The 12,260-nt window shown below is 66.0% G+C and carries 11 protein-coding genes and 1 tRNA gene; 3 read left to right on the forward strand and 9 right to left on the reverse strand.

From position 1 onward, the window contains the following. The first annotated feature begins 103 nt into the window (after positions 1–103). From IEW87_RS10340 to IEW87_RS10350, 3 genes are read left to right on the forward strand one after another with little or no spacing between them, the layout of a single operon-like run. Positions 104–2,203, forward strand: coding sequence for an MMPL family transporter (locus IEW87_RS10340; RefSeq protein ID WP_188712141.1), 2,100 nt, complete (start codon positions 104–106; stop codon positions 2,201–2,203). Next, entirely contained in the window at positions 2,169–3,446 is a 1,278-nt protein-coding gene (locus IEW87_RS10345; RefSeq protein WP_188712142.1) for a sensor histidine kinase, read from the forward strand. The genes IEW87_RS10340 and IEW87_RS10345 overlap by 35 nt, the downstream gene beginning before the upstream one ends. Then, on the forward strand, positions 3,443–4,063 hold the full coding sequence (locus tag IEW87_RS10350; protein WP_188712143.1) for a response regulator: 621 nt from the start codon (positions 3,443–3,445) through the stop codon (positions 4,061–4,063). The genes IEW87_RS10345 and IEW87_RS10350 overlap by 4 nt, the downstream gene beginning before the upstream one ends. 115 nt (positions 4,064–4,178) lie before the next feature. On the opposite strand, the gene IEW87_RS10355 is transcribed toward IEW87_RS10350, so the two are convergent. The 9 genes from IEW87_RS10355 to rsfS form a co-directional block, all read right to left on the reverse strand. Beyond that, positions 4,179–4,526 carry a cupin domain-containing protein gene (locus IEW87_RS10355; protein WP_229731086.1) on the reverse strand — a complete coding sequence of 116 codons (348 nt, stop codon included), beginning with the start codon at positions 4,524–4,526 and terminating at the stop codon, positions 4,179–4,181. Positions 4,527–4,958: 432 nt separating this feature from the next. Continuing rightward, on the reverse strand, positions 4,959–6,029 hold the full coding sequence (locus IEW87_RS10360; protein ID WP_188712145.1) for an extracellular solute-binding protein: 1,071 nt from the start codon (positions 6,027–6,029) through the stop codon (positions 4,959–4,961). Between the two features lie 119 nt (positions 6,030–6,148). Further along, a complete protein-coding gene (locus IEW87_RS10365; RefSeq protein WP_229731088.1) occupies positions 6,149–7,291 on the reverse strand; it encodes an ABC transporter ATP-binding protein in 1,143 nt (380 codons plus the stop codon). A 10-nt stretch (positions 7,292–7,301) separates the two neighbouring features. Next, positions 7,302–8,153: an ABC transporter permease gene (locus tag IEW87_RS10370; protein ID WP_188712146.1), complete on the reverse strand. Its 852-nt coding sequence runs from the start codon at positions 8,151–8,153 to the stop codon at positions 7,302–7,304. Then, the gene (locus tag IEW87_RS10375) at positions 8,150–9,022 is read right to left on the reverse strand and encodes an ABC transporter permease (protein WP_188712147.1); all 873 of its coding nucleotides are present in this window, start codon (positions 9,020–9,022) and stop codon (positions 8,150–8,152) included. Before IEW87_RS10375 ends, IEW87_RS10370 begins: the two co-directional genes overlap by 4 nt. Positions 9,023–9,616: 594 nt before the next feature. After that, on the reverse strand, positions 9,617–10,267 hold the full coding sequence (locus tag IEW87_RS10380; protein ID WP_229731090.1) for a nuclear transport factor 2 family protein: 651 nt from the start codon (positions 10,265–10,267) through the stop codon (positions 9,617–9,619). A 233-nt stretch (positions 10,268–10,500) separates the two neighbouring features. Next, on the reverse strand, positions 10,501–11,457 hold the full coding sequence (locus tag IEW87_RS10385) for an FUSC family protein (protein ID WP_188712149.1): 957 nt from the start codon (positions 11,455–11,457) through the stop codon (positions 10,501–10,503). A gap of 288 nt (positions 11,458–11,745) precedes the next feature. Beyond that, positions 11,746–11,821: transfer RNA gene (locus tag IEW87_RS10390), tRNA-Ala, on the reverse strand. Between the two features lie 53 nt (positions 11,822–11,874). Continuing rightward, positions 11,875–12,240, reverse strand: a complete 366-nt coding sequence (gene rsfS / locus IEW87_RS10395; RefSeq protein WP_188712751.1) for a ribosome silencing factor — start codon at positions 12,238–12,240, stop codon at positions 11,875–11,877. Between the last annotated feature and the right edge of the window lie 20 nt (positions 12,241–12,260).

Here is a 12,260-nt window from a genome sequence, read left to right on the forward strand (position 1 = left end):
GAGTCGTGATCCTCGCGCGCGCCGCGCATCAACCTTTTGATGGAGACAGACGACATTCCGATTCCCGATGTCCGGCCGGGAGGATCTTGATGGGCTTGTGGGTATGACGGGTTCTCCTCACACTTCACGGTTCTCAGATCGGCTGGTCTCGCGCCGCGGCGCTTGGATCGCGCTCGGTGCGTCGCTTCTCGCACTCGTGGTGCTGTTCGGCATCTTCGGTGGAGCCCAGGCGCCGGTTCGCACGGCGCACGCGCCGGCGGATTCGGAGAGCTCGCGTGTCAGCGACGTACTGGATGCTTTCCCCGATTCCGATCGCCAGCCCGTCCTCGTCGTGGCCACTCGCGACGACAACGAAACGCTGGCCGACAGCGACCTCGCCGAGCTGGATGAGCTGCTGCCGGTGCTCAACACACACGCCGACGCGGATCCGAGCGGGCCACTGGTCAGCGACGACGGGCAGGCCGCCGTCCTCGTCGTGCCGATCGCGGTCGGCGCGGACAACACCGAGACCGGCGCCACCATCGAGGCGATGCGGAGTGCGCTCGCCGAGCACGCTCCGGATGGTCTTCAGCTACAGGTCACGGGCGGGCCCGCGTTCGGTGCCGACGTCGCCTCCGCGTTCGACGGCGCCGATCTCACCCTCCTCGTCGTGACGATCGCGATCGTCGCGGTTCTGCTGGTCCTGACCTACCGTTCGCCGGTGCTGTGGCTCATCCCGCTGACCGTCATCGGCGTCGCCGACGGGCTCGCGGGGCGCGTCACCGCCGCAGCGGGCTCCGCGTGGGGCCTGGCGTTCGATGCGGGGATCATCAGCGTGCTCGTCTTCGGCGCGGGCACGAACTACGCACTGCTGCTCATCTCACGCTACCGCGAGGAACTGCAGCGGACGGGAGATCACCGCGTCGCTCTGGCGACGGCCTGGCGGGCGACGCTCCCGGCGATCCTCGCATCGAACGTCACGGTCGTGCTGGCGCTCGCCACACTCGTCTTCGCCGCGATCCCATTGACGCGCGGGCTCGGGATCCCCGCGGCCATCGGACTGCTCATCGCGCTCGCCGCCGTCCTGCTCGTCCTGCCGCCTTTCCTCGCCGTCTGCGGCCGGCGGATCTTCTGGCCGTTCGTTCCTCGACCGGGTGATGCGCGCGTGCACGGCAGCGCGTGGCGCGCCGGTGCGACCCGGGTCGCAAAGCGCCCCGTGGCAAGCCTGCTCGCGGGCGCCGCGCTGCTGGCCGTCATGGCGGCCGGCCTCTTCGGCGCCCAGGTGGGACTCGACCAGATCGAGAAGTTCCGCGTGCCCTCCGAATCCGCCGTCGGACTGGAGACGCTCTCAGCGCACTTTCCGCCGGGCGAGGCCCAGCCGATCCTGATCGTCGCGAACTCGGAGCACGCCGACGACGTCACTGTCGCCGCGGCCGACGTCGACGGCGTCGTGCGTGCCCACCCTGCAGGCGAGTCCGGGGACTCCGCGGTGACGAAGATCATGGTGACGAGCGAATACTCTCCGGGAACGGACGCCAGCCTCGAACAGATCTCGGAACTGCGCGACACCGTGCACCCGATCGACGGCGCGGATGCGCTCGTCGGGGGCGCCGTCGCGGCCGACCTCGACGCGCGAGGAGGAAACGAACGCGATCTGGGCGTCATCGCGCCGCTCGTCCTCGGGGTCAGCTTCCTCGTGCTCGTCGTGCTGTTGCGCTCACTCATCGCTCCCGTGCTGCTCCTCGTGGTCAACTTCGTCAGCGCGGTCGCCGCCATCGGCGCGGGCACATGGCTCGGGCGCGTCCTGTTCGGGTGGGATGCCCTGGACCTGCAGGTTCCGATCCTGGCGTTCCTCTTCCTCGTCGCGCTAGGGATCGACTACACGATTTTCCTCGTGCACCGCGCCCGGAGCGAGGCAGCCGTGCACGGCACGCGAGCGGCGATGATCGACGCGGTCGCGCACACCGGAGGGGTGATCACCAGCGCCGGAGTGGTCCTCGCGGCCGTGTTCGCCGCGCTGGGCGTGCTGCCGCTGGTCACGCTCGGACAGCTCGGCCTCATCGTCGGCATCGGCGTCCTTGTCGACACGCTCGTCGTGCGCGCCGTGATCGTCCCTGCGACCTTCCGCCTCATCGGAGACCGCGTGTGGTGGCCGAGCGCGCCGCGCACGAACGCGAGAGAATCAACAGATGCGACCGATCCACACGACGCTGTCCGAGCCTGAACCGCTCGGACGCACGGGGGCGGGCGCGACCGCGCGGGCGATGGAGTGGGGGCAGCACGCCATGGCCGTGCTCCTCACCGTCGTCGGCGTCGTCAGGGCGAGCGGAGATGGCGTCCCGTTGCCGATCGCGGCACTCGTCGGCGCGGCTGTGCTCGCGTGGCACACGGCAGGTGCACTCCTGCCGTCGACGAGCGGAGCGCGCCGACGTGTCGTGTGGTGGCTCCTCGGCTTCGCCACGATCTGGGTCATCGCTGTGGCCGTCTCGGCCGAGTTCGTGTGGCTCGCATTCCTGCTGTGGCTACTCGCGGGTCATCTGCTGCCGCTGCGCGGGGGCCTCGTCTTCTCGGGGCTCGTGCTCGCCGTCGCGATCGCGGCACTGATCGTGCACCATGGCGCGACAAGCTACGCGAACGTGCTCGGCCCGCTGATCGGCGGCGTCTTCGCCTTCGGCATCTCACGCGGGTACCTGCAACTCCTCCGGGACGCGGCGGAACGCGAACGCCTCGTCGCATCGCTCACCCGAGCACAGGAGGAGGCCGCGGCGCTCCAGGACGAGCTCGTGCTGGCCCAACGGCACTCCGGCGCGGTCGCCGAGCGCACGCGCATCGCACGCGACATTCACGATTCGATCGCCCAGGCGCTGTCCTCCATCCGCCTCCTCGCGCACGCCGCGTCGAGCCAGACATCCGATGCCGCGGCATCGGAGACGCTGAGGAGGCTCGAGTCCCTCGCGGGCGACAGCCTGACGGACGTGCGACGAATCGTCGCGGCATTGACGCCCGCGGCGCTGGAGGATGAGGCTCTGGCCGATGCCCTCGGGCGTATGCTCGACCGCGTGCGGGACGAAACGGGGATCCGCACCGAGCTGCGCATCGACGAGACCGTGCCGTCGCTGCCGCCCGACGTCGAGGTCGCGCTGCTGCGTACCGCCCAGTCCGCGCTCGCGAACGTCCGACAGCATTCCGCCGCGAGCCGCGTGGTCATGAGCCTCATCGACGCCGACGACACCGTCCGGCTGGACATCATCGACGACGGTGACGGTTTCGATCCCACTTCCTGGGACGCGCGTCCCCCGACGCCCGAATCGAGCTTCGGGCTGATCTTCATGCGGGACCGGCTGCGCGAGCTCGCGGGCGGCCTCGACGTCGAGTCGGCGCGCGGAGACGGAACCGCGATCTCGGCACACCTCCCGCTCCGCGCCTCCGCCGCGCCCGACGACGCCGCCCAGGAGCAGAGGCCATGACCACCACCGTGCTCCTCGTCGACGACCACCCGGTCGTCCGCACCGGACTACGCGCCGTCCTCGCGGCCAGCGGCTCGCTCGCCATCGTGGGAGAGGTCGCGACCGGAGAACAGGCTGTCGCTCTCGCTGAGACGCTGCGTCCGGACGTCGTGCTCTGCGATCTGCGCCTCGGCGACGGAATGGACGGCATCGAGGCGACGGCCGCGCTCCGTCGACTCGATCCGCCACCCGCCGTGCTCATTCTCACAACGTTCGATCGTGACGCGGAGATCCTCGGTGCGATCTCGGCGGGAGCGGCCGGCTACCTCCTCAAGGACGTCGATCCGCGGGAGATCATCGACGGCATCCAGCGTGCCGCACGCGGCGAGACCGTGCTCGCGCCCGACCTGGCGGCGCGCGTTTTCGATGGTATGCGTCGCCCTCTCCCCCGCCTCACCGCGCGCGAAGTCGACGTGCTGAAGTTGCTGGCGACCGGTGCCGCCAACCGCGAGATCGCGCGCACGCTCTTCGTCACCGAGGCGACCGTCAAGAGCCATATCTCGCACATCTTCACGAAGCTCGACGTCGACAGCCGGGCGCGCGCGATCCACGTAGCGCAGCGCACCGGTCTCATCTGACGGCGGACCAGACGGGTTCATCACCCTGCGCGGAGATGCGCCAGCACGAGCCCGATCGGCATGCCCGCGACTGCCGGCGACAAAGACGGCTGCACGCGGATCCCGTCGGTGCCCATCACCGCGACCCGCGGACGACGGTCAGCAGAAACGCCGCGTCCTCCAGAGCCACCACGCTGTGCCGGTGCTGCGGGATCACCATGTGCGTGCCGGCACCCAGCTCCCACGAGTCGGCTCCCGCCGTCATCCTCACCCGGCCGCGCAGCACGTGCAGCATGGCCTCGCCCGGGTTGTCATGCTCCGACAGATCCCTGCCCGCCATCAACGCCATCATCACCTGTGAGAGCTGGCCGCCGGGCGCAGCACGGAACACTCGCGTCGCGCGACCCGCCCGGGAGTCTGCGGCCGACGCGAGGAGTTCGTCAGTCGCTGCGGACAGGTCGACGATCGTCGTCTCCTCAGCCACCGTCACACCCCTCTCCATCGGGCGCCCGTATCGGCCATCTCAACGTCGGTATCGAACATGCTCCACAACTTACTCGCGCGCGACCGGGCGGCATAACAAGCCAGTCGGGCGTCGGCGGAGCCCTGCCTCACGCGCGGGAAACTCGGTCGCGGCTCCCGCTCATCCGCGCCGATCAATCCTGCGCCGCCTTGCTGTGCACGACGGAGAACGCCGCAGAGATGTTGACCTGCACGCTGCTTCTCGACTCACCATCGACATCGTCGTGATTGTCGTTCTGCCGCCGAGTGTGACAGCAGACCCCACGCGTGTTCACGGGTACGGCTCACCTGCATCTCAACGGGAGGCGCGATGGGCCCGCGCGCACCAGAGACTGGGTGCCGCCGCGATTTTCACGGCGGCACCCAGCTCAGCAGGGTGCGGCGGCCACGGGTGTCAACCGGCCAGCCAGTCGGTCAACGTGATCGTCGTCTCGTTGAAGTTCTCCGCGTACCACGGCACGTCCTGGATCACGGTATCGCCCGGGTTGACCTCGGGATCGAAGACGGCGACCTGAGTGGCGAACTCATCGAGCTTCGGCTTGGCTTCGCTGTTGATGGGCGCCACACCGAGAAGTTCGGAGATCTTGGCGACTGGGCCCGGCTCGACGACGCTGGAGACGAAGTCCTCAACCGCCTCTTTCTTGGTGGAGCCCAGCGGAACCGCGAACGCGTTGAGCGACGCGACGGCCACATCCCAGACGACGGTGATCTCGTCTCCGTCAGTGAGCATGGGCACGATTCGAGAGTCGGGGAGGAAGAACATGTCGACCTGATCGGCAGCGACCGCCTGCTGGAGGGCACCGACGTTCGGGGCGAATGTCGTCACATCGCGGACCGTGTCCCACTTGTCGAGCGCACGGTCGACATCGAGCGGATACAGTTCGTCTGCCTTCACACCATCAGCGATCAGCGGGTACTCGAGAATCCCGTTCTGCAAGTTGGTCACGACACCGCGGGGGCCGGGGAACTTCTCCGTATCGAAGAAGTCGGCGATCGTCTCGGGCCCTTCACCCTCGGGATAGGCATCGGTGCGATACGCCAACGGCGTCGTGTTGATCCAGTTGGCGACGTAGCAGTCACCGACGGAACCCTCCACCAGATTGGTCTGATCGATGTTGTCGAGAGCGAGGTGCTCGAAAAGCGTTCCGCAGTTCTGCTCCGCCGCGTACGGGGCAACGGCCACGACGTCCCACTGGACCGCGTTGGCATCGACTTGAGCCTTCACCTGCGCAACGTCAGGCGGTGAGGTGTTGACGAAGGTCACGTCCGGATTCTCGGCCGTGTACGACTTCTGCCAGGCTTTGATCTGTGCGTCCTGGCCATCGCCGCCGTATCCGACGTATGTGATGGAGACGGCCGCATCGGCGTCGCCGCCCGATGATTCCGCCGCGCCAGCGCAGCCAGCGAGAATCCCCACCAGTGCGATCGTGCTGACGCCCACGCGGGCGGCCTTGGATCTTGACACCATTGTCATCCTTCTTTCTCAGGAGTGAGGCCCTGTGAAACCGGGCACGTGATTCTTCAAAGTGCAATGCCTGTTCAGTTGTCTGTGTGTTGATGGTCTGGGTGCTGTCCCCATGAGAGTCAGGCGGCGACGATCCGCTGTCGCTCGGGTTTCCACCACGCGACGACTTCATCGCCGAGCGTGAGCGTGGAATCGAACGCGTCGATCCGCGCCGTCGCCGGCTGGCCTGCGCGTCCGACCGCCAGCATCGCGGTGCGGTACGACCCCATGTATTCGAGGTCACGAAGGGTCGCACTGACGGAATTGGCGCCGGCTGGCACCGAGCTGATGTCGCGCGCGATACCGACGTCTTCCGGTCGGACGACGATCGCGCTGCGCGAGAGCACGCCTGGGTGATCCGAGACAGTTCCGGGATCGACGGTCCACGTCTCCTCTTCCCACCTGACCTGTCGGCCGGTGGCGGAGTCACCGACGTCGAACACGTTCGAGTCGCCGAGGAACCTCGCCGTGAACAGCGACTCTGGTGCTCTGTAGAGCTCCTCAGGCGAGCCAACCTGCTCGATTCGACCGTTGTCGAACAGTGCGATGCGGTCGGAGAGGTTCATCGCCTCCTCTTGATCGTGCGTCACGAAGACGAACGTCGATCCGACCTCGCGGTGAATACGACGTATCTGCGTCTGCAGAGCGCTCCGGAGGTTGCGGTCGAGCGCGCCGAGCGGCTCGTCGAGGAGGAGGGCCTTGGGGTTGAAGACGATGGCACGCGCCAGCGCGACCCGCTGCTGCTGCCCACCGGAAAGTTGGGAGGGATAGTTGTCGTCGCGTCCGACCAGGTGCACCAACTCGAGAACCGTAGCGACTCGGCGAGTGATCTCGTCCTTGGCCACCCGGCGCTCGCGCAGCGGGTAGGCGACGTTCTGAGCGACTGTCATGTGCGGGAAGAGCGCATAGTTCTGGAACAGCATGCCCAGGTTGCGCCTATGCGGGGGCAGCCTGCCCACGTCTTCGCCGTTGAGGGCGATTGTTCCCGCGCTGAGCGTTTCGAAGCCGGCGATGAGGTTGAGGGTCGTCGTCTTGCCAGAGCCGCTGGGGCCGAGCAGGGTCATGAACTCCCCCGGCTCGATGGTGAGAGAAATGTCGGAGACAGCGCGGATGGCGTGACCGTAGTCCTTGGAGACGCCCTCCAGTCGGATCCGAGTCCCCTGCTTTTCTGCCGTCGCTGACGACTCCACCGGGGCCGCCTGTTCCTTGTTCGACCTGGTCACGGCATTTCTCCTAACGGGACTTCCTGCGGGTACCGATCAGTTGCGGGACTAAGACGATGATGGTCACGACGACGACGACGAGCGTCGATGCCGCTGAGATCGTGGGGTCGAGCTCGTGCGTCACCGCGTTGTACATCTGCACAGGGAGCGTCTGAAACGTGGGCGATCGCAAGAACAGGGCGATGACCACCTCGTCGAAGGAGGTCACGAAAGCGAAGATCGCGCCACTGATCACGCCCCGGCTGATGAGAGGCATGGTGACCCGGATGAATGAACGCAGCGGAGAGGCGCCGAGCGATGCCGAAGCGCGCAGCAGCGTCTGATCGAAGCCGCCGAGCGAGCTCGTCACCGCCACGAGCACGAACGGCACTCCGAGCGTGGCATGGGCGAGCACATAGCCGAACGCACTGCCGGTGAGGTGCCACTGCAGAAACGAGATGTACACGGCGACTGCGACCACGATGGTCGGGGTCACCAACGAGATCATGAGCAGGGTGCGCAGAAACCCGGCGAACTTGCTCGTCAGACGATTCAGCGCGACTGCCGCCGCGGTGCCCACGACTGTCGCGACGAGCGCGGCGAACACCGCCACCAGCACCGAGTTCCCGAGGGAACTCAACCAGCGGGGGTCCGTGAAGAAGGTCTCGTACCACTGGAGTGAGAATCCCTCGGGAGGGAAGACGAAGTCGGTCCTGGCGCTGAAGCTCAACGGGATCACGATGAGCGTGGGAAGGATGAAGTAGAGCGCAACGATCACCCCGATCGTGGTCAGCCACCACGGGATCGGATCGACTCCGCGGTCGCGCCGCCGCGGGCGTGCCTCGACCAGCGCCTCGTCGCGGAGTTCCGGTGACGTCGTCATGAGTCGTCCTTCCTCTGCGACGTGGAGACGACACCGACCGCAGAGATGGTGCCGCCGAACCGATTCGCCCAGGCCACGAGCACAAGCGTGACGACGAGCACGAGCATGCCGAGCGCGCCAGCGCCAGCGAAGTCGAGGAGCTGCGTGGTGCGGGTGGCGAGCAGCTGCGCGAGGAGTGATTCCTGCGGAGAACCGAGCAGTGCCGGGGTCACGTAGAAGCCGATGCTCAGTGTGAAGACGAGAATGATGCCGGAAACGACGCCGCCGCGCGCGAGCGGCCAATAGATCTTCCAAAAGGCCACCAGGGGCGACGATCCGAGCCCCCTCGCAGCGAGCAGGAGCCGCCGGTCGATGGATCCGAGGACGCTGTAGAGCGGAAGCACCATAAACGGAAGCATCACCTGACTCATGGCGATCGTGACGCCGACCACGTCCCCGTAGAACACAACGTCCTGTATCCCGAAGAACTCGAAGATGCTCTGCACCGGGCCGCCCCGCTGCAAGATGATGACCCAGGCGAAGTTGCGGGCCATGACGGAGGTCCAGAACGGAACAAGCACGATGACCAGCAAGACCCCGCGCACCCGGGGGCTCACTCGCGCCATCAGGTAGGCGTAGGGAAATCCGAGCACGAAAGTCACGAGCGTCACGACGACCGCCGTCGTCGCCGTCCGAAGGAGAATCGTGAGCGTCACGCCGTCGGTGAAGAGGCTCGTGTAGTGCTCGAGGGTGAACTCTGGCGTGCCGAAACTGCGCAGCAGACTCTGGAAGAGCGGCAATAGGAGCACCACTGCGAGCAGTGCGAGCCCGGGGATCAGCAGGAGCCAGCTGGGGCGAAGCCCGTGCCTCGGGCGTGCCGTCGTCGTCATCGTATGGTCATCCGTTCGGCTCGGGGTGAGTCGTCCCTGGTCGCGCGTCAGACGGTGAGTCGGTTGTCAGCGCGAGCACGGTTCTTCGTGTCCGAGCGTGGTGGTGGACGAAGCCGATGATCATCACAGCGCGCCCGGTCGATGGGAAGACACCGCGATCGTGATGGCCACAAGCTTCCTCCCCATCGAGGTCGAGTCTGCGTGTTCAGGTGACGAATGTTCAGATTGTACGCATCTGGCTCATATATCGAACTTACGCTGACGGAGCACCGCGGTCAAGGGCGATCATTGCATGAAGCGGGCTTCACAAATCCCCAGATTGTGCACATGTAGTCCATATTACGAACCAGTTGCGCCCCATCTGATACATGTGTCCGATGGTTCAGACGCCCCTGATCGGCATATCAGCACCGCGCGCGTCGCAGGCGAGGCGCACCTCGCCCCCGCTGCTCACGTCGGGCACCATTCCGGAGGGCCGACGATACCGGCGCCTACCTGCTGACCGGTCGAGAGAGTCACCTCAGCGGTGTGACTCTTCCCATCGACGGCGAGTTCGTCGAGTGACGGGTGCTATGCGATCGGCGACGATATGACTTAGCCCTCGTTACCGGGGTGGTCGATCGCTCCGGCGCCACCCAGCCATTCATCTTCACCCCGGTGAAACGCGACAAGATCATCCCAGCGATCGTCTCCGAGCAGGTCATGGTTGAGCTTCACGCCGTTCTTCGTCTGCATATAGCCGAGGAACCGGTACGACGGGCGCATCGTCGAGAGAAGGTCCACGTCAAGATCCGGAATCTGGCCGGGCATGACCGGGCGCAGTTCGTCCCACTCGAAGAGGACGTGAAAACTCAGAATCTTCCACCGCCCCTCCTCGCGTATCGTTCGCGAGAAGAAGCGGCAGTAGCTGTGGAGGTCTGCCTCGACGCCGTCGATGTCGTAACGGCTGAAGATCTTCGCCGGGCTCTCGACGAGCCCGCGATCGCCTTCGATGCGTGCGAAGGCGGGAAATACCCAGTGCTTACCGGAGAAGTCCCGAGTATTCGTTTCGCCGATCAGCTCACGGGTGGAGTCGACGTAGGCCTGCCCGCCGAGGCCGTCGTACCAGGTCGTGCGAACCCAGGCATTCTCGTGGAAGCATTCCGCCATGAGGTCGAACCTGCGCTGATCCCGACAGAACCTCTCCCTCGTGACGAGATCGAAGATGGCCTGCCGGTCGGTGGTGTCGTCACTGTGGGCGAGCATCATTGCTGTCCTTCCCTCACGAGTCAACGTATCACCAGGGCCGGGGCGAGCAGGTGGCGATTCGCCGCAGCAGAGACCAGCGGCACGCGTTCGAGCGCCGCAACTGCCTGTCGAAGGTCTTGCTCGAGGAAATCGAAGACGAAAACAACGGTCCCGCCACACGCAGGTCGGCGTTGGAGAGATTCGACGAGATCCTCTCGGTCGTCAATGCGTCGATCCCGCGTGCTGCCAGCTCATTTGCTCTCGCGCGCTTCCCGTGCGGAAGCGACATCATCGACCACAAGTGCGATGAGACGCATGCTCGTGATGAGTGATCCGTAGAGCGGCCATGACCGCTGGGGCAGATCCTCATCATCCGACAGGTCCGCGGAGAGGCCGACGAGGCGGTCGCTGATCGATTCGACCTCGGTATCCGGGTCGGCAATGGCGCGGCCCGCGTCGCGCACGATCTCCACCCACTGTTCACGGAAGCGCGTATCCCATTCCCCCTCCGAGTACGTCGCTTCCCGCAGGGTCCGGGCAAGATGCCTCAGGTGGGAGATGCCTTCGTCCACGCGGCCCAGGATCTCGTCATAGTCGGTGTTTCCGTCCTTCTCACCGCCGCGGATCGGGCCACGCAGATGCAGCCGAAGGTTGACCCTGCGGCTCTTATGCGCGCTGCGCACGGACTGCCATGCACGACTGAGGTCCGTGCCCATTGATTCAATCTCCTCTGCCCAGACCTCCGCCTCGTGGGTGTCCCACGACGACCCGAGTTCGTCCGCCATGTTGATGAGGACCTTGCCCATGCGCAGATTGATGTCGTCGACATAGCGGGCGGCTTGCTGATCTCGTAGCGGAGGGATGAGGAGGAGATTGACCACCAGCCCCACACCGGCTCCAACGGCGACTTCGATGATGCGGTCGAGCAGAACCGGCTGTTGCTCCGTGAAGCCGTCGCCCAGAATGAAGATGCCCGTGGTGGCGATTGCTACCCCTTCGTGGCGGATCCAGGGGATTCTGGACGCGACCAGCCCCACGAAAATGGCGAGGGCGAACGTCCATAGCCCAACGCCCAGATAACTGCCGATCACGAACGACAACCCGACGCCGGCCCATGAAGCTACGGTCGACTGTGCGCCGCGCAGCAGGGATTGATAGACCGTGGGGTAAACGGTCAGCAGCGCCACCCACGGCGCCAGGAACGGCATCACGGAGAGGTGACAGGGACTGCTCGGGCCGTGAGGGCCATCGACTGTCTCATCGTGGCCCCGAACCTGCCCGGGGTCAACTCCCCCGCCCCACCCGAGGTCGGCGGCGGCCGAGTACGAGATCCCGCGGCATGAGCTGCACGGGCTACTCGCGCGCTCTCGAGAGGTGGAATCGATCCCGACCGCGGATACTGGCGCAACCAACAACGAGAGCCCGGCCGATGACCGAGCTCTCGTTTGTGACACATGTCGCGACTCAGGTGAGAGTTCTGTCGCGACTCATCACAATGGTGGACCCAGGGGGACTCGAACCCCCGACCCCCTGCATGCCATGCAGGTGCGCTACCAGCTGCGCCATGGGCCCATACACGCTTCGCTACCCCGCGGGGCAACCCGATCAGTTTACTACAGGCGAAATCAACCCGCGAAATCGGACGAGGCCTGCGGGCGTGTCGGCAGCTCGAACGGCACGGTCGGGCAGTCCTTCCACAGACGCTCCAGCGCGTAGTACTCGCGGTCCTCCGCGTGGAACACGTGCACGACGAGGTCGCCGAAGTCGCACAGCACCCAGCGACCGCCCGTCTTCCCCTCGCGGCGAAGCAGCTTGTGGCCGGTCTCGAGCAGCTCGCGCTCGATCTCGTCAGAGATCGCGACGACGTTGCGCTCGGACCGTCCCGTGACGATGAAGAAGATGTCGGCGAGCGGCATCGGCTCGGATACGTCGAGCGCCACGAGGTTCTCGCCGCCCATCTTGTCGGCCGCGGTCGCGGCAGTCTGCAGCATCTCGATGGACGAGGGATTCA

It is taken from the genome of Microbacterium faecale (assembly GCF_014640975.1).
Lineage (GTDB): Bacteria > Actinomycetota > Actinomycetes > Actinomycetales > Microbacteriaceae > Microbacterium > Microbacterium faecale.

Coding starts and splice junctions, on each gene's coding strand:
- IEW87_RS10385 (WP_188712149.1), bottom strand. CDS start 11,457: ATGCCGTTCCTGGCGCCGTGGGTGGCGCTGCTGACCGTTTACCCCACG.
- IEW87_RS10350 (WP_188712143.1), top strand. CDS start 3,443: ATGACCACCACCGTGCTCCTCGTCGACGACCACCCGGTCGTCCGCACC.
- rsfS (WP_188712751.1), bottom strand. CDS start 12,240: ATGCTGCAGACTGCCGCGACCGCGGCCGACAAGATGGGCGGCGAGAAC.
- IEW87_RS10370 (WP_188712146.1), bottom strand. CDS start 8,153: ATGACGACGTCACCGGAACTCCGCGACGAGGCGCTGGTCGAGGCACGC.
- IEW87_RS10375 (WP_188712147.1), bottom strand. CDS start 9,022: ATGACGACGACGGCACGCCCGAGGCACGGGCTTCGCCCCAGCTGGCTC.
- IEW87_RS10380 (WP_229731090.1), bottom strand. CDS start 10,267: ATGCTCGCCCACAGTGACGACACCACCGACCGGCAGGCCATCTTCGAT.
- IEW87_RS10345 (WP_188712142.1), top strand. CDS start 2,169: ATGCGACCGATCCACACGACGCTGTCCGAGCCTGAACCGCTCGGACGC.
- IEW87_RS10340 (WP_188712141.1), top strand. CDS start 104: ATGACGGGTTCTCCTCACACTTCACGGTTCTCAGATCGGCTGGTCTCG.